17 protein-coding genes and 1 other annotated feature are annotated in these 17,476 nt (G+C 49.8%); of the genes, 15 read left to right on the forward strand and 2 right to left on the reverse strand.

What is annotated here, in order from left to right:
• Positions 1 to 13 precede the first annotated feature (13 nt).
• The 8 genes from KQJ23_RS19050 to argS all read left to right on the forward strand — a co-directional run bounded on the left by KQJ23_RS19050 (position 14) and on the right by argS (position 7,703).
• Positions 14 to 502, forward strand: a complete 489-nt coding sequence (locus KQJ23_RS19050; RefSeq protein ID WP_216480491.1) for a phosphatidylglycerophosphatase A family protein — start codon at positions 14 to 16, stop codon at positions 500 to 502.
• A 114-nt stretch (positions 503 to 616) separates the two neighbouring features.
• On the forward strand, positions 617 to 805 hold the full coding sequence (locus KQJ23_RS19055) for a glutamate decarboxylase (protein ID WP_216480492.1): 189 nt from the start codon (positions 617 to 619) through the stop codon (positions 803 to 805).
• A gap of 80 nt (positions 806 to 885) precedes the next feature.
• Positions 886 to 1,779, forward strand: coding sequence for an acetyl-CoA carboxylase, carboxyltransferase subunit beta (gene accD, locus KQJ23_RS19060; RefSeq protein ID WP_216480493.1), 894 nt, complete (start codon positions 886 to 888; stop codon positions 1,777 to 1,779).
• A gap of 1 nt (position 1,780) precedes the next feature.
• On the forward strand, positions 1,781 to 2,788 hold the full coding sequence (locus KQJ23_RS19065) for an acetyl-CoA carboxylase carboxyltransferase subunit alpha (RefSeq protein WP_216480494.1): 1,008 nt from the start codon (positions 1,781 to 1,783) through the stop codon (positions 2,786 to 2,788).
• Positions 2,789 to 2,907: 119 nt separating this feature from the next.
• A complete protein-coding gene (pyk, locus tag KQJ23_RS19070) occupies positions 2,908 to 4,329 on the forward strand; it encodes a pyruvate kinase (RefSeq protein WP_216480495.1) in 1,422 nt (473 codons plus the stop codon).
• 194 nt (positions 4,330 to 4,523) lie between these two features.
• Positions 4,524 to 4,940: an acyl-CoA thioesterase gene (locus KQJ23_RS19075; protein WP_216480496.1), complete on the forward strand. Its 417-nt coding sequence runs from the start codon at positions 4,524 to 4,526 to the stop codon at positions 4,938 to 4,940.
• A 99-nt stretch (positions 4,941 to 5,039) separates the two neighbouring features.
• The gene (locus KQJ23_RS19080; protein WP_216480497.1) at positions 5,040 to 5,432 is read left to right on the forward strand and encodes an FxsA family protein; all 393 of its coding nucleotides are present in this window, start codon (positions 5,040 to 5,042) and stop codon (positions 5,430 to 5,432) included.
• Positions 5,433 to 5,702: 270 nt separating this feature from the next.
• Positions 5,703 to 5,929 (forward strand) — a binding site (T-box leader).
• A 43-nt stretch (positions 5,930 to 5,972) separates the two neighbouring features.
• Positions 5,973 to 7,703 (forward strand): arginine--tRNA ligase, encoded by a 1,731-nt coding sequence (argS, locus tag KQJ23_RS19085; RefSeq protein ID WP_216480498.1) that lies wholly within the window; start codon positions 5,973 to 5,975, stop codon positions 7,701 to 7,703.
• Between the two features lie 18 nt (positions 7,704 to 7,721).
• Here the strand turns inward: argS and ytvI are convergent, their stop codons facing one another.
• The gene (gene ytvI, locus KQJ23_RS19090; protein ID WP_216480499.1) at positions 7,722 to 8,840 is read right to left on the reverse strand and encodes a sporulation integral membrane protein YtvI; all 1,119 of its coding nucleotides are present in this window, start codon (positions 8,838 to 8,840) and stop codon (positions 7,722 to 7,724) included.
• 352 nt (positions 8,841 to 9,192) lie between these two features.
• On the opposite strand from ytvI, the gene KQJ23_RS19095 reads away from it, so the two are divergent.
• The 4 genes from KQJ23_RS19095 (at position 9,193) to KQJ23_RS19110 (ending at position 13,245) form a co-directional block, all read left to right on the forward strand.
• The gene (locus KQJ23_RS19095) at positions 9,193 to 10,305 is read left to right on the forward strand and encodes a citrate/2-methylcitrate synthase (protein ID WP_216480500.1); all 1,113 of its coding nucleotides are present in this window, start codon (positions 9,193 to 9,195) and stop codon (positions 10,303 to 10,305) included.
• Between the two features lie 123 nt (positions 10,306 to 10,428).
• A complete protein-coding gene (gene icd / locus KQJ23_RS19100) occupies positions 10,429 to 11,724 on the forward strand; it encodes an NADP-dependent isocitrate dehydrogenase (RefSeq protein ID WP_216480501.1) in 1,296 nt (431 codons plus the stop codon).
• A gap of 9 nt (positions 11,725 to 11,733) precedes the next feature.
• On the forward strand, positions 11,734 to 12,681 hold the full coding sequence (mdh, locus tag KQJ23_RS19105; protein WP_216480502.1) for a malate dehydrogenase: 948 nt from the start codon (positions 11,734 to 11,736) through the stop codon (positions 12,679 to 12,681).
• A 132-nt stretch (positions 12,682 to 12,813) separates the two neighbouring features.
• A complete protein-coding gene (locus KQJ23_RS19110) occupies positions 12,814 to 13,245 on the forward strand; it encodes a hypothetical protein (protein ID WP_216480503.1) in 432 nt (143 codons plus the stop codon).
• Positions 13,246 to 13,334: 89 nt separating this feature from the next.
• Here the strand turns inward: KQJ23_RS19110 and KQJ23_RS19115 are convergent, their stop codons facing one another.
• Positions 13,335 to 13,682 carry a helix-turn-helix domain-containing protein gene (locus KQJ23_RS19115; RefSeq protein ID WP_216480504.1) on the reverse strand — a complete coding sequence of 116 codons (348 nt, stop codon included), beginning with the start codon at positions 13,680 to 13,682 and terminating at the stop codon, positions 13,335 to 13,337.
• 123 nt (positions 13,683 to 13,805) lie between these two features.
• Here KQJ23_RS19115 and KQJ23_RS19120 point away from each other — a divergent pair, with 123 nt between their 5' ends.
• The 3 genes from KQJ23_RS19120 (at position 13,806) to KQJ23_RS19130 (ending at position 17,476) form a co-directional block, all read left to right on the forward strand.
• Positions 13,806 to 14,690: a glycosyltransferase gene (locus tag KQJ23_RS19120; RefSeq protein ID WP_283571210.1), complete on the forward strand. Its 885-nt coding sequence runs from the start codon at positions 13,806 to 13,808 to the stop codon at positions 14,688 to 14,690.
• A gap of 137 nt (positions 14,691 to 14,827) precedes the next feature.
• The gene (locus KQJ23_RS19125) at positions 14,828 to 15,697 is read left to right on the forward strand and encodes an SDR family oxidoreductase (protein ID WP_216480506.1); all 870 of its coding nucleotides are present in this window, start codon (positions 14,828 to 14,830) and stop codon (positions 15,695 to 15,697) included.
• Between the two features lie 201 nt (positions 15,698 to 15,898).
• Entirely contained in the window at positions 15,899 to 17,476 is a 1,578-nt protein-coding gene (locus KQJ23_RS19130) for a fumarate hydratase (protein WP_216480507.1), read from the forward strand.

Below are 17,476 nucleotides of genomic sequence, written 5' to 3' on the forward strand. Positions count from 1 at the left end.
GAGGGATGCTTCTATGTCATATCAGCTTGCAGAGAATTGGTTGCTGCGCCGGGGAGTCACCCTGGAGCAGATTGCGGATATCGTCTACGACCTGCAGCTTCCTTATCATGAAGGACTACAGCCGGAGGCTTGTCTGGAGAGCGTCAAGGCCGTCTTGCAAAAGCGGGAAGTGCAGTATACGTTATTCACCGGCGTCGCCCTGGACGAGTTGGCGGAGCGGAATCTGTTGCCGGAGCCGCTGCAGTCTATTTTAAATGCCGATGAAGCACTGTACGGGGTGGATGAGACGATGGCTCTCGGCATCACAAGCGTATTTGGCATGATCGGTCTGACCAGCTTCGGCTATCTGGACAAGGTAAAGCCGAAGGTCATCGGTACGCTGAATAATACGCAGGGACGTATCCATGTCTTCCTTGATGATCTGGTCGCCGGACTGGCTGCAGCCGCTTCGGCAAGAATCGCGCATAAAGACGACAACGCTGCGACATATTTTGCAAATTAATCCAGCCCCTTACTTAAAGGCACCCTGCGCTCTTTGTTGCGGTAATTTTGACAGTTGTGTTATCATTACTCTATTATTGGGCTCAACAATATTGTAGGGGGCTTGGAAGAGGACATGTGGACTGTAATGTACATTGCGCCTACCGCGAAGATTGCGGACATGATCAAGACGAAACTCACCGAAGAAGGCTTTCTTGTCCAAACCCGTCCTGTCAATTTATCCAAACAGCAGTTTGAGATTCTTGTACCGTCAGGTGAACTCGAAGAGGTTCAGGAAGTGCTTAATAACATATTGCATCCATAAGAGGCAAGGAAATCATGAAGACCCGGTTTCCTTGTCTTGCTGCGATGTGGCGAAATATGGAATGCTGAAGAGGTGGAGTTGTGTTTAAAGACTTGTTCCAGAAGAAAAGAAAATACGCGACCATTCCTTCAGAGCGATTGGGAAGCGACACGCTGCCGGCGGATGGAGATCGCCCTAAGCGGGAGATTCCAGAAGGTCTGATGAACAAATGCAGCCGCTGCGGCAGCATTCAATACAGTAAAGAGCTGGAGAAGAACCTGAAGGTTTGCTCCTCCTGCGGGCATCATATGCGGCTGAATGCGATGGAGCGAATCCGGATGACGGTCGATGAGGGCAGCTTCGTTGAGTATGATGAGGATCTCGTATCCGTCGATCCGCTGAACTTTCCCGGCTATGCGAACAAGCTGGAGCAGCAGGAGATGAAATCGGGTCTGCGGGAAGCTGTAGTTACCGGTGAAGGTCTTGTTGGCGGCTTTCCGGCAGTTTTGGCGGTGATGAGCTTTGACTTTTTCTCGGGAAGCATGGGTTCCGTGGTTGGAGAGAAAATCACCCGTGCTATCGAAGCGGCTACAGAGAAGCGCCTGCCGCTTGTCATCTTCTCGACCTCGGGGGGCGCGCGCATGCAGGAGAGTATCCTGAGTCTTATGCAGATGGCGAAGACGAGCGCTGCGCTTGCACGGCTGGACGAGCAGGGCGGCTTGTTTATCTCGGTCATTACCGATCCGACGACCGGAGGGGTATCGGCCAGCTTTGCCATGCTCGGCGATATTATTATGGCTGAACCAGGAGCGGTATTCGGGTTCGCCGGACGGATTGTCATTGAGCAGACGATCCGCCAGAAGCTGCCTGATGATTTTCAGACGGCAGAATTCAATCTTCAGCACGGACAACTGGATATGGTCGTTCATCGGAAAGAGATGAGGGCAACCTTGTCCAAGCTGCTGGAGATGCATACTCCGAAAGGGGGAGTGTAGGATGGCTGTAGAAATGCCTTTTGAAGCGCCTCTCGCTCAATTAAGAGATAAGATCCGGGAACTGGAGCAGTTCGGTCAGGAAAAGGGAATTGATTTCAGCGAGGAAATTGCCCGCCTGGAAGAGAGATACAAGAAGCTGGAGGAGGAAATCTACAGCAATATTTCCCCTTCGCAGAAGATGCATCTGGCCCGACACCATCAGCGTCCGACATCCCTGGATCTGATCGGGCTGATCTTTGAGGATTATATGGAGCTTCATGGAGACCGTCTGTTCGGAGATGACCTGGCTGTGGTCGGAGGTCTTGCTAAATTGGACGGTGTTCCGGTTACTGTGCTGGGGCAACAGCGCGGCAAGGATACGAAGGATAATATTGCCCGCTTCTTCGGCAGTGCCCATCCTGAGGGCTTTCGCAAGGCGTTGAGATTAATGCGTCAGGCGGACAAGTTTGGACGGCCGATCATTACGTTTATCGATACCAAAGGCGCTTATCCGGGCATTACCGCGGAGGAGAGAGGGCAGTCGGAAGCGATCGCCCGCAACCTGCTGGAAATGGCCAAACTTCGTGTGCCTGTAATCTGTGTGGTTATCGGGGAAGGCGGCAGCGGCGGCGCGCTTGCTCTCGGGGTTGGCAATCGGGTTCTTATGCTGGAGAATGCGATTTATTCGGTAATCTCTCCGAATGGAGCGGCATCTATTCTCTGGAAGGATGCATCCAAGGCTGATCAGGCTGCCGAAGCGATGAGAATTACAGCGCAGGATCTGCTCGAGATGGAAGTGATCGAGGAGATTGTGCCTGAGCCTAAGGGCGGAGCTCATCGAGATTACGGGGAGGTAGCAGCAGCCATCAAGGAGCGTCTGCTGCGCCACTTGGAGGAACTGTCTGCACTTCATCCGGATGAGCTTGTAGAGGACCGTTACCGGAAGTTCCGTAAAATCGGTGAATTTGAGGAGCAAAAAAAATCGGCTGAAATGCCGATAATAGATACTGTAACGGCAGGCAATGACTAATATACAGCAAAGACTGTTACAATATGAGAAACTTCCTATACAAATGTAGGTTTTTGTAGTAAATTTAGTTGTTGGAAAAGATATTATATAGAGAAAAAATTTATACGGAGGAAACCCAAATGCGCAAAACAAAAATCGTATGTACTATCGGTCCTTCTAGTGAATCGTTAGAGAACATCAAGAAGCTGATTATGGCCGGAATGAACGTCGCTCGCCTTAACTTCTCCCACGGAGATTACGAGGAGCATGGTGGACGGATCAAGACGATCCGCCAGGCGAGTGCAGAGCTGGGGAAATCAATCGCCATACTGTTGGACACAAAAGGTCCTGAAATCCGCACAGGCAAGCTGAAAGAAGAGCCAATCGAGCTCGAGCAGGACGAACTTATCACTTTGACAACGGAAGAGATTCTCGGTGACAAAGACCGCATCTCCATTACTTATTCGGATCTTCCGAATGATGTTGAAGTTGGTTCGACAATCCTGATCGACGACGGCCTGATCGGTCTGACTGTTCTGGATATTCAAGGAACCGAAATCAAGTGCCGTATCGTAAACGGCGGTACGATCAAGAGTAAAAAAGGCGTAAATGTACCCGGCGTTAACATTTCCCTGCCAGGCATCACCGAGAAAGATGCTAACGATATCAAGTTTGGGATCGAGCAAGGCGTCGATTTTATTGCCGCTTCCTTCGTTCGTAAAGCTAGCGACGTACTTGAAATTCGTGAACTTCTTGAGAAGAACAACGCCACCCAAATTCATATCATCTCCAAGATTGAGAACCAGCAAGGTGTAGACAACCTGGACGAAATCCTGGAAGTTTCCGACGGCCTTATGGTTGCTCGTGGCGACCTCGGCGTTGAAATCCCTGCTGAAGATGTGCCGTTGGCACAAAAACGCATGATCGAAAAATGTAACCGTGCCGGCAAGCCTGTTATCACGGCTACACAAATGCTCGATTCGATGCAACGCAACCCGCGTCCTACACGCGCTGAAGCGAGTGACGTGGCTAATGCGATCTTTGACGGAACAGATGCGATCATGCTGTCCGGCGAGACGGCTGCAGGGAAATACCCTGTTGAATCCGTTCTGACAATGTCCCGTATTGCTGAAAAAGCAGAATCCGCACTTGAATACCGTGAGATTTTCATTAAGCAAAGCAATGCGCAACAAACAACTGTAACTGAAGCGATCAGCCAATCCGTAGCCAATTCGGCACTGGAATTGAACGCGAAAGCGATCATTTCTTCGACGGAAACCGGCTATACTGCTCGTATGGTATCGAAGTATCGTCCAAAGGCGCCGATTATTGCGGTTACTACCGAAGAATCAACCATGCGTCGTCTTGCACTGAACTGGGGTGTTACTCCGGTTAAGGGTCAGATCGCAACCTCTACGGATGAAATGTTCGATTATGCAATGAAGGGCGGATTGGATTCCGGGCTTGTCAAAGAAGGAGATCTGGTTGTCATTACAGCCGGTATTCCGCTTGGACGTTCCGGTTCGACCAACCTGGTTAAGATCGGTCAAATCCGTAAATAATTGCTGCTATTACAATCAAAGCAATGGGAAGCCTGGCAACAGGCTATCCCGTTGCTTTTTTACTCTAAATAAGTTAAACATAGAGACATCGGTGAGATAGGATAGAAGTATGAAGTGTCCATACGTTTGTCCCCTAGAATGGAGTCATTAGTTCAACTTATAATAGGGGTATGATAAACAAGAGGAGCGGCGTGATGTATATTAGTGAGCTTGAGATTAAACCGAAGTATTTTGAGTTTGATATGATGGGAATTATATACCATGCTCACTACCTGGGCTGGTTTGAAGCCGGGCGAACGAAGCTGATCGAGGACTTGGGATTGAATTATATTCACATGGAACAGGCCGGATATATATCCCCGGTGCAGGAGATGAAGGTGGAGTACAGAAAAGGAATCCGCTATGGGGATGAGGTGCTTCTTCGTACCTGGATCAAGGAGAATGGCGGCGTAAAGACCGTGTACAGCTATGAAGTGCTGAATGGACAAGGCGAATTGTGCGTACTGGGAAACTCTGTCCATTATGTGGTCAGACGCGAGGATTTCAAGCCCGTTCAATTCAAAAAGACATTTCCCGACTGGTACGCCAGATTTGCGGAGGCTAGCGAGTAAATTTTGATTATCGGGAATCAACAAGGTACAATACTCCTTAAGGCGATATACAGCGCCGAAACTTGAATGCATGCATGATGCTGGAAAAGGAGTTAACCTATGCGGAAATGGATAGCCTTGCTGATCGTTATTGTTCCGGTCGTTGAGTTCTGGGGATACGCATTCGTTGCGGACAGACTCGGACTTGGGAAGACGATCTTTCTAACGTTGGCTACCTCGGTCATTGGCGGTTTGATGATGCAGTTTGAAGGAAGAAAGGTAATGGCCGACGCGAAGTCGCAGATTAACGGCGGTCAGGTTCCCGGGAAAATGGCGATTGACGGGATGTGCGTCTTTGCTGGCGGGATGATGCTTCTGCTTCCGGGATTTGTAACGGATGTACTCGGATTTATTCTGGTATTTCCATTGACACGCCCGCTCTGCCGCGCCCTGCTGATGAAATGGATCGGGAAAAAGCTGAAGGATGGTACGATAACATTTTATCGTCGTTGACTTATTGATCATCATCGTTTATAAATATAAAAACGTGAATTTTCATAATCTAAGTTCAAAAAAGTCAGCTTTTCAGCACCGAGAAGGTTGCGAGAACCCGAAGAAGGAGGAACGGAGTGTAGGCAAAACCTACATGAGCAAAATGCTTCCAAAGGAAGCATACCTCGTAAGCATCCGCTCGGACTTCTAGGGTGAGCGCAAGATTCGATGTCGAATCAACCGCATGAATTACTTTGTGATCAAAAGATGACTTTTTGAAAACCTCTATAAGCACTATCGAGGAACGGGACAGTAGCTGATCTATAGTCTATTCAAGCGAGCCGGGAGGGTGGAAGCCGGTATGGACAGGGTGAGCGAAGCGGGCCCGGGAGATGGTTTGCCGAACGAATCCCTCAAGTAGGTAAATCCGGCACTGGCCGTTATCCAGCAGAGTGACCGGAGCTGTTGTCCGGTACTTAGAGTGGCACCGCGGGAACTTCAAGTCTCTCGTCTCTTTTTAGAGGCGGGGGCTTTTTTTATTTTGGAGAGGGTGACTAATGAATGAAGAAGTTGCAAAGGGCTGTGGCTGACAAGCTACATGAATGGCTAGAAGGAATCGCGGCGGAAGAAATACTGAAGTTGATGGAAATTCCCTCCGATGCTTCAAAGGGGGATCTGTCGCTGCCCTGCTTCAAGCTGAGCAAGATGCTGCGCAAAGCTCCTCAGGAGATTGCTGCTCAGCTGGCGGATGCAATCAATGGTTCCATGGATCCGCAATCGGGAATTGCCCATGCTGAATCGCTGTCGGGTTACCTGAACATTTACTTGGATTCCAAGGTGATCACACCGGGTGTTTTGCGGGATATATTGGATAGCGGCGAAGGATACGGCTCCCATCAGGAGGGGAATGGAAAGACGATCGTTGTTGATTTCTCTTCTCCAAACGTAGCGAAGCCGTTTCATGTCGGACATTTGCGTTCAACTGTAATTGGCGGTGCGCTCGTCCGTATTTTCAAATTCATGGGGTATGAGTGTATCGGCATTAATCATCTTGGGGACTGGGGGACCCAATTCGGCAAGCTGGTTGTCGCCTATCGTCAGTGGGGGGATCCGGGAAGGCTGGAGCAGGGGGCTATTGACGAACTGCTTAGGCTGTATGTCAGGTTCCATGAAGAAGCAGAGCGCCGCCCTGAGCTGGAGGATGAGGCGAGAGCGGTCTTTGCCCGAATGGAGCAGGGGGATTCAGAGATGCTGGAGCAATGGAAGTGGTTCGTAGAGCTCAGCCTGTCTGAATTCAACCGGATTTATGAGTTGATGGGGACCTCATTCGATTCTATTACGGGAGAGAGCTTCTACAATGACAAGATGGGCCGGGTCATTACCGAGCTGCAGGATCGAGGGCTGCTGGAAGAGGACCAGGGAGCGATGCTCGTCCGGTTGGATGATTACAATATGTCTCCGGCATTAATGCTGAAGCAAGATGGCAGCTCGCTCTACCACACGCGTGATATCGCAGCGGCTTTATATCGAAAGGATACGTATCAATTTCATAAAGCGGTGTATGTAACGGATTATTCGCAAAGCCTGCATTTCCGTCAATGGTTCAAGGTTGTAGAGCTTATGGGTTATCCGTGGGCTGATCAACTGGTGCATGTTCCGTTTGGCCGCGTCAGTCTGGAGGGAACAGGCTTTTCTACACGTAAAGGGAATATCGTGAAGCTGGAGGATTTGCTTCGGCAGACGATTGCCAAGGTTCATGAAATCATTGAGGAGAAGAATCCGTCACTGGAGTGCAAGGACGAGGTGGCAAGACAAGTCGGAGTAGGGGCAGTAATCTTTAACGATCTTAGCGCAAACCGGATTAAAGACATTGTATTTAATTGGGAGCAGGCGCTTAGCTTTGAAGGCGAGACAGGGCCCTATGTGCAGTACACATACGCACGCATCTGCAGTCTGCTTCGGAAGGGGCGTAAGGTATCGGAGGTTTTCTCCGGGAGTAGTAATTTGATTGAAGAGCTCCATTTGCCCGAGCCCGAGGAATACGCCTTGGTGAAGCAGCTATCTCTGTTTCCTCAATCGGTAGAGTCCGCTGCAGCAAAAATGGAGCCCTCGATCATATCGCGTTATCTTGTAGATACGGCGCAGGCCTTTAACCGGTTCTACCATCATTGTCCGGTCATGGATGCAGAGCGGAAGCTGCGCGATTCGAGATTGCTTCTGACGGAAGGTGTGCGCATCACTTTGTATAACGGCCTGAAGTTAATCGGCCTTCAAGCCCCCGAACGGATGTAATCTCTGCCTGCTGCCTGTTTAACGCAGCTTGCCTTCCATAATATAATTTCGAAGATCGCGCAGGAGACCGGCCCGGCTCATCGCGCCAAGCAGGATCAGGGCAGCCGGCCCTGCGATCAGGCCGAGGAAGCCGAATAGCTTCAAGCCGACAAACATGGAGATCATGGTCGGCAACGGATCCAATCCAACGCTGCTGGCCAGAATCTTCGGTTCAATGATCTGTCTTGCGATAATGATGACCCCGTACAACACGGCAAGGCCGATAGCCAGGGAAGTATCTCCTGTCATGAAGCAGTAAAGCAACCAGGGCAGCATGATGGTTCCTACGCCCAGGTAGGGGAGCAGATCGACGAATCCGATCATGATGGCATAAGTGAAGGCGGAATTGATGCCGAGCAGGAATAATCCGATCAGCACGATAAAGGCGGTCACGGATATGAGCACCAATTGCGCCCGGAAATAGCCGGACAAGGCTTGTTGAAGATCCAGCCATACCTCGCGAAAGCTTTTACGGAACCGTTCAGGGACCGTTTTTGCAAGCCAGGCCATGTTTCTAGACCATTGATTGCTGATGAAGAAGGCTGCGGTTAAAATAACAACGAGCAGGATGCCCATGCTGGGGAGCGAGGTCAGCAATTGCAAAATTCCTCCGAGCAGTCCATTCAGAAGCCGGGTGATTGCTGATCCGACCGACTGGGCGGTTTGATCGATATTATTATGAATTGTCGTCTCATATCCGGGATTGTTCACAATAAATCGGTTAATCTCATTTATAATGTTATGAATACCGTCGCTCTGCGTCCAATCCACGAACCAGCTCTTCCACCGCATAATATGTCCATCGAGTGATTCGGCGAGGATGAGCAATTCCTTGACCATTCGGGTAATCGCAGCAGCAAGAACGATTCCTCCGCTTACGGCATAAATCAGAAGTGCTCCTGTGACGGCAAGCCACCTGGGAAATTTGAGAGACACCTGCAGCCAGCGAACTAATGGATTGATCAGATAAGCAATCAGCCAGGCAATCAGGAACGGATAGATGATAGGGAGCAGCCAGATAAATCCGCCAACGAGAAGGGTAATACATAAAGTAACCCAAGTGCCGCGCATCATGCGTCTTGTCATCATGTGATCCATCTTATTTATCTCCTTCCATTCGTTGGTGGGGACAGGCTCCTCTTGACATTTTATTTTGCTTGCAAGTTATATATTCCGAAACAAATTTTATGTCGAAATGTGACATTTATCATTGCGACAAGAAAGCGATTACAAAATTTATTTATCTGGGTGATAAAATCATTTGATGATCCGAATGGGGAGGAACGTGTTCCCACGGTTTTAGAAATCCAGTATGATAAATTTAACATGTTACCAAGACAGTAATATTTCGTGAATTTTTACTGGCATGACGGATCCCAGACTCTGATTTAATTTAAGATGCGTGTTCAAAAATGACTTTTTGAATAACCTCTAAAGGAGAGATGTTCAAATGACGGCTACCAAAGGATTGGAAGGGATTGTAGCAGCAACTTCCTCCATCAGTTCGATTCATGACGGTGTGCTTGCGTACCGCGGCATTAATATTGACGATCTGGCCGAAAAGGCAAGCTATGAAGAGGCGGCTTATTTGTTATGGTACGGCAAGCTTCCCAATCGTGATCAGCTCTCTGAGCTGCAGGACCAATTGAACCGGTATGCCTCGGTTCCGGAAGCTGTACTGGCACAGATGAAGTTGTATCCTGCCGAGGCGAACACCATGGCTGTCTTGCGGACCTCCGTATCTGCTCTGGCGTTGTACGATGAGCAAGCTAACGATAATTCCAGAGAAAGCAATCAATTGAAAGCTATTAAGCTGCAGGCCCAACTGCCGACACTGATTGCCGCTTTCGCCAGAATTCGTGAAGGAAAAGAACCGGTTGCTCCAAAGCAGGGTGTCTCCCTCTCTTATAATTTCCTGTATATGTTATCGGGAGAGGAGCCTGACCCGGTGGCGGTAAGAGCGCTTGACCAGGCCCTGGTTCTCCATGCCGATCATGAGCTGAATGCTTCAACCTTCTCGGCGCGAGTTACAATCGCCACGTTGTCGGATATTTACTCCGGTATTACTTCAGCGATCGGAACCTTGAAGGGGCCGCTGCACGGAGGTGCCAATGAAGCGGTTATGCAAATGCTGAGCGAGATCGGGACGCTCGATCAGGCAGAACCGTATATTCAGAAGAAGCTTGCCAATAAGGAAAAGATTATGGGCTTCGGTCATCGGGTCTACAAGAATGGAGATCCTCGTGCGAAGCATCTTCAGAAGATGTCGCGTCAGTTGGGATTGATGAGGGGAGATACCACCCTGTATGATATCTCCGTGAAGGTGGAGGAGCTTGTCACATCCCAAAAGGGGTTGAAGCCCAATGTCGATTTTTATTCGGCATCGGTCTATACCATGCTCGGCATTCCGCGGGATTTGTTCACGCCGATTTTTGCAATCAGCCGCCTGTCCGGCTGGACTGCTCATGTGCTTGAACAGCTGGATGACAACCGTATTATTCGTCCGCGAGCCGAATATACGGGGGCCACAAATCAGCAGTACATTCCGATTGATTTGCGCTAGGAAGAGAACAACCCGGGAAACCGGGTTGTCATTGTGATAAAATAAATTTTGAAGTAAATGAAAAGATGACTTTTTGAACAACCTCAGGCACTACCAAATTTATATGAGGAGGAAACCATTGACATGCTGCAATTAGAAAAGTTTGACCTTCCGACGGAAGGCGAGAAAATCGTAATCGAGGGCGGCAAGCTGAAGGTGCCGAATCAACCTGTAATCCCCTTCATTGAGGGAGACGGAACAGGAAGAGATATCTGGAAGGCATCGAAACGGGTGCTCGATGCAGCGGTGGAGAAGGCTTACCGCGGCGAGAAAAAAATCGCCTGGTATGAGGTGTTTGCTGGAGAGAAGGCTTTTAATACATACGGAGAATGGCTTCCGAATGATACGCTCGAAGCGATCCGTGAGTATATTGTAGCCATCAAGGGACCGCTGACTACCCCGATTGGCGGAGGAATCCGCTCATTGAACGTGGCGCTCCGCCAGGAGCTGGACCTGTATGTATGTCTGCGTCCGGTTCGTTATTTTGACGGCGTACCATCCCCGGTCAAGCGTCCTGAGCTTGTGGATATGGTCATTTTCCGTGAAAATACCGAGGATATCTACGCGGGTATTGAATATAAGGAAGGCTCTGAGGAAGTTAAAAAGGTTCTTGCTTTCCTGCAAAATGAGATGGGCGTGAAGAAGATCCGCTTCCCAGAGACCTCCGGGATCGGGATTAAACCGGTATCGGAGGAAGGCTCCAAGCGCCTCGTTCGTGCGGCGGTGGAATATGCGATCGAGCATAACCGCAAGAGCGTAACTTTGGTGCATAAAGGAAATATCATGAAGTTCACGGAGGGCGCATTCAAGAACTGGGGCTATGAGGTTGCCGAGGAGGAATTCGGTGACAAGGTATTTACCTGGTCCGAATATGACCGTATCAAGGAACAATCCGGAGCGGATGCGGCGAATCAGGCTCAGAAGGAAGCACAGGACGCAGGCAAGATTATTATCAAGGATGCTATTGCCGATATTGCGCTCCAACAGGTGCTTACCCGTCCGACCGATTTTGATGTTATTGCAACGCTCAACCTGAACGGCGATTATCTGTCCGATGCGCTGGCCGCACAGGTTGGAGGAATCGGGATTGCACCGGGTGCGAATATCAACTATGTGACCGGTCATGCGATCTTCGAGGCTACCCATGGCACGGCTCCGAAATATGCGGATCTGGATGTAGTCAATCCGGGCTCCGTGATTCTGTCCGGCGTCATGCTGCTTGAGCACCTTGGATGGCAGGAAGCAGCCGACTTGATCTATAAGGGATTGGAGGCCTCCATCAACAACAAGACGGTTACCTATGATTTTGCCCGCTTGATGGAAGGCGCAACAGAAGTGAAATGTTCCGAATTTGCGGATCATGTTATAAAAAATATGTAGGAGGTCTTCATGAAACGGAAGAAAATTACGGTGGTAGGCGCCGGGTTTACAGGAGCAACCACAGCTCTGATGCTGGCCCAAAGAGAACTAGGAGACGTTGTTCTGCTTGATATTCCCCAACTGGAGAACCCGACAAAGGGCAAGGCGCTCGATATGTTGGAGGCCAGTCCGGTACAAGGCTTTGACAGTCAAATTACCGGAACATCTTCATATGAGGATGCTGCGGATTCTGACATCGTGATTATTACAGCAGGGATTGCCCGCAAGCCGGGAATGAGCCGGGATGATCTGGTTCATACCAACGCGGGAATTGTAACTTCCGTTTGTGAAAATGTTAAGAAGTATTGCCCGGATTCCATCGTGATTATTCTTAGCAACCCGGTGGATGCCATGACTTATGCCGCTTATCAGGCGCTTGGATTTCCCAAGAACCGCGTCATCGGCCAGTCCGGTGTACTGGATACAGCCCGCTACTGTACATTCATAGCCCAGGAGCTGAATGTCTCGGTGGAGGATGTGAGAGGCTTCGTGCTGGGCGGCCATGGAGATGATATGGTGCCTCTGGTCCGTTATTCCAGTGTGGGCGGCATTCCGATCGATACCTTGATTTCCAAGGAGAGAATCGAGGAAATTGTTCAGCGTACACGTGTGGGCGGCGGCGAGATCGTCAATCTCCTTGGCAACGGCAGCGCCTATTACGCCCCGGCAGCATCGCTGGTTCAGATGACGGAAGCGATTCTGAAGGACAAGAAGCGCATCTTGCCGGTGATTGCCCTGCTTGAAGGAGAATACGGCTATGATGGTCTGTTCCTTGGAGTTCCGGTCACGCTTGGCGGAGCCGGAATTGAAAAAGTCTTCGAGCTTGAGCTCACTTCGGAAGAGAAGGCGGCATTGGATAAATCTGCGGACTCCGTGCGTACAGTCATTGCTGTTGTCGAGAGCAAAGCAGGCGCTTGATAGGCTTTGAGGGATTAAGAGAAGCTTTCTCCAAGATTTCAGGATCTTGCGGGAAGGCTTCTTTCTTTTACAGGTAGGAGAAGCTATAATAGATTGTAATAAATCTAATTAACGATGAAAGGTGGATATGAAATGAACTTTGCGTTTGTTGCAGTCATGTTCTTGCATATTCTAGGCACCCTGGCACTCGGTTTCTATGTGCTTCTGCCCCTTGTGCTCGGAAAGGTCGGCAAGCTGTCTCCGGCAGCACAGGAAGGCACCGTATCGGCTGTTAAAACCCTGAATACATACGCTCAAATCGGCTTGGTGATTCAGCTGCTTACGGGCGGATACTTGATGACATTCCGCGACTATTCCGTAACCTGGATGGTTATCGTGTTAGTTCTCTTCCTGGCTATCGGGGCCCTTAGCGGAATGATGGGCAAGCCGCTTCGCGTTGCGCTCGAAGGAATTCGTTCGAAGAAGGGATTTCAGGAAGTTGCCGGCAAGCTGCGCGTATTCAGTAGTCTGTTATGCGTATGCGTGCTCCTGATCTCTTTCTTTATGGTTTACCGCGCCATTTAAATTTAAGTTAACGAATCGCAATGCGACATCAGAAACAGGAGAGAGGCTGAACGAAGCGTCAATCATTTGACGTAAGTTCAGCCTCTTTGTTATTCAGATGGGTTCGTATTCAATTCATCCAGGTGTGCAAACATCATTTTCAAAATATCCAGGGCCAGCTGTTTTTCCTTAGTTGTCCGGTCGAGCATAATCTGACGGATCTGGTTCATGAATTGGTCGTCACTGATGGCGATAGAATCATGGAGCAGGTAATCCACCGTTACGCCAAGCTGATTAGCCAGCTTAACCAAGGTGTCCAGGGAAAGGCTCCGTTCTCCTCGTTCAATTTGTCCGATATAGGCATCGGAAACCTCGACTTTTTCAGCGAGCTTCTCCTGAGTCCAATTCATTTTGTGGCGTTCTTCCCGAAGTCTTTTGCCTAGTGCATCGTAGTCCATAGTTCCCCTCCTGTATTTACCATAGATAGAATAGCCGTCAAAGATAATAAACTAAATGTTTTGTTTTTCTTTACTGACAGCATTAATTGGGTTATTATGGAATTGGTAGAAAGGGGAAGAGGTATGACTTTGAACTGTAATATTTCTATTATTTTTACAGTGAAGAACGCTGGAATTGGCTTATACATGACGATGGAATCACTCAAGGTGACGCGAACGCGTCTTCCTTATGAAGTCATTATTGTCGATGAGGGCTCGATTGACGGCTGCTGCGACTTTCTAATGTATTATCATTTTCCAAGTCCTCTGAAAATATTAAAGGGCCGGGAGGGAATTCCGTCCCGCAATCTGGCAGCTGCTCATGCCTCGGGGCAGGTCATTATATTCTGCAGCTCCAGTTTGTACTTCGAGGATGACTGTCTGGAGTTGCTATCCAGACGCATTATGGACGGAGAAGTCGAGGCTCAGTCCCCTCGGATAACCGTACAGGCGCATGCGGGCAGCAGCAAGAGCCTGGAGGGCTGCGGAGGGATCCTTGGTTCATTCTCCACCTATCCGTTGCTTTATGAAGGAAGCGATGAATTATGCTGGCTGTCGCCGGATTGCTGGGCCGTGAGTCTTCAACGCTTCCGTGACCTTGGAGGCGTCGAGGACGGGTTCAGCAGCAAGGACCTGGAGACGGCCGAATTCTCTATAAGATTATGGTTGTCGGGCGGCAGCTGCAGAATACAGGAGAAAGCAACTTTGACTGCGGTCTACAGGCCTCAATTTTCATATGAGACGGAAAGTTATCGATGGGAGGATGATCTGCTGCTGCTATCCCATTTGCATTTATCTGATGAGAACATACATAAGTGTCGACAGCTGGTTCTGCAGTGTTCAGGCCCGGAGGTATTGCAGCATGAGAGAGAGATTGTGAGGATGGCCGCTTCGTCTCGCTATAAATATGCGTCCCGCCGCAAAAGGGAGGATTCCTGGTTGTTCAGCCGGTTCAAGGTGGGGGTATAATACTTCTGTTGTTTGGTTTGCGGCCTGCGGTGGTAATTTACATTTTGAAACGGAAAGCACCTTAAGCATAAGTTTTGTGTGCAGGCCCATCCTAAGAGGTGGATTTCAAAATTGTATGATGGAAGGAGATTACACCCATGTCAGGAAACGGACAGACCAAACAAACAATGCCTCCTCAGCATCAAGACAGACAGCCCGGAATTGAATCGAAAATGAATCCTCAACCCGAATATGAAGGAAACTATCTTGCATCCGGCAAGCTTCGCCGAAAGGTTGCTTTGATAACAGGCGGAGACAGTGGAATCGGAAGAGCCGTCGCGGTAGCCTATGCCAAAGAAGGGGCTGACGTAGCCATTGTATACCTGAATGAGCACGGCGATGCCGAGAAGACTAAAGCAGAGGTCGAGCAGGAAGGGCGTAAATGTGTTCTGATTCCCGGAGATGTCGGGGAAGAGAGCTTTGCGGCTAAAGCAGTCAAGCAAACGGTAGAGGAGCTTGGAGGGCTGGATATTCTGGTGAACAATGCAGCGGAGCAGCATCCCCAGCCAGGGATTGAAGATATTACCGCCGAGCAATTGGAGCGGACGTTCCGTACCAATATTTTCTCCATGTTCTATTTTGTGAATGCTGCGATGCCTCATTTGAGCAAGGGCAGCGCTATTATCAACACCGCATCGATTACAGCTTATCGGGGCAACCCGTCGCTAATCGATTATTCTTCGACCAAGGGGGCGATCGTCAGCTTCACTCGGGCCTTGTCCATGAATATTGTCGGAAAGACCGGAATTCGAGTGAATGCGGTCGCGCCAGGCCCGATCTGGACACCATTGATCCCTTCGACATTCGATGCGGAGCAGGTCTCCAAGTTCGGGGGAGATACGCCAATGCAGCGCCCGGGACAGCCGGAAGAGCTGGCTCCAGCCTATGTATATCTCGCTTGTGATGACTCCTCTTACATGAGCGGCCAGGTGCTTCACATCAATGGCGGAGAGGTAGTTAACGGATAGGCAGTTCAAATAGACGACTTATTGAACACGTACTTGGAATATATTCAGCAAAAGCTCTCTGCCGGAGTGGGATCAGTCCCATTGAAACGGGTAGGGAGCTTTTGAAATTTGTATATTATTTGAACATTCATTTTGTTACCATGATATTATAAAACTAACGATAGACATATCCAAAAAGATGTGAGAGGAGATCTTTGGCATATGGGTAAATACGAAGAAAGTGTATATCGGTTAATTGTTGAAACCTCCACCAATCTGCCCGGAGACGTGCGGAGAGCGGTTCAAGAAGGCAAAAACAAGGAAAATCGGGGAACGAGAGCCGGACTTGCCCTATCGACGATTGCTGATAATATTACCATGGCTGAGGAGCAGGTATCTCCGATTTGTCAGGATACCGGGATGCCGACATTCCTCATACATACACCGGTTTTGGTTAATCAGCTTGAGTTGAAACGCGATATTAAGGCTGCCATTACCCGGGCAACGAAGGAGGGCAAGCTGCGTCCGAATTCGGTGGATTCCTTAACCGGAGAGAACAGCGGCGATAACCTGGGACCGGGCACACCGGTGTTTCATTTTGAACAATGGGAAGAGGATTATATTGATCTGCGGCTGATCTTGAAAGGGGGAGGCTGTGAGAACAAAAATATTCAATACAGCCTTCCGGCAGAGCTGGATGGGCTGGGAAAAGCCGGACGGGATCTGGACGGAGTGCGGAAATGCATCCTGCATGCGATCTATCAGGCTCAAGGACAGGGCTGTAGCGCCGGTTTTATCGGGGTGGGGATCGGAGGCGACCGTACCACGGGTTATGAGCTGGCAAAGCAGCAACTGTTCCGTGAAGTGGATGATGTGAATCCTCATCCGGATCTGGCCCGGTTGGAAGAATATATCATGGAGACGGGGAACCAGCTCGGCATTGGCACGATGGGCTTTGGCGGTGAAGTGACCCTGCTGGGCTGCAAGATCGGTGCAGCAAACCGGCTTCCGGCAAGCTTTTTCGTCTCCGTGGCCTATAATTGCTGGGCATTCCGTCGTCAAGGCATCAAGCTGTCGCCGGATACTGGAGAACTGCTCGCTTGGTTGTATCCGGAAGGAAGCGAGTTCGGAATGGACCAGGAGGAAGCGGCATCGTCACAGCAAGCAGAGGACAATGCGGAAGTGCAAGCACCTACAACTGGAGAATCTGCGCAAGGGACCCGGGAGGTTTATTTGCAGACCCCGATTACCGAGGAGCAGATACGCTCTTTGCGGGTAGGAGATGTTGTCATTATCCAGGGAGAAATGCATACCGGCAGAGATGCCCTTCATAAATACTTGATCGACCATGACGCACCAATTGATCTGAACGGAGCGGTCATTTATCATTGCGGCCCTGTTATGCTCAAGGATGAAGAGGGCTGGCATGTTAAGGCGGCCGGTCCTACAACGAGTATTCGTGAGGAGCCGTACCAGGGAGATATCATCAAGAAGTTCGGCATTCGCGCCGTGATCGGTAAGGGCGGCATGGGCAAGCGTACTTTGGCAGCTCTTCAGGAGCACGGGGCGGTCTACTTGAATGCGATTGGCGGAGCAGCCCAGTACTATGCCAAGTGTTTTAAAAAAGTAAATGGCGTGGACTTTATGGAATTTGGCATTCCGGAAGCGATGTGGCACCTCGAGGTGGAAGGCTTTGCGGCCATAGTTACTATGGATTCGCATGGGAACAGCCTCCACGCCGGCGTAGAGCAAGCATCCCTGGAGAAGCTGTCGATGTTTAAGGAAGCGGTGTTCCAATAA

The organism is Paenibacillus brevis (genome assembly GCF_018919145.1).
Lineage (GTDB): Bacteria > Bacillota > Bacilli > Paenibacillales > Paenibacillaceae > Fontibacillus > Fontibacillus brevis.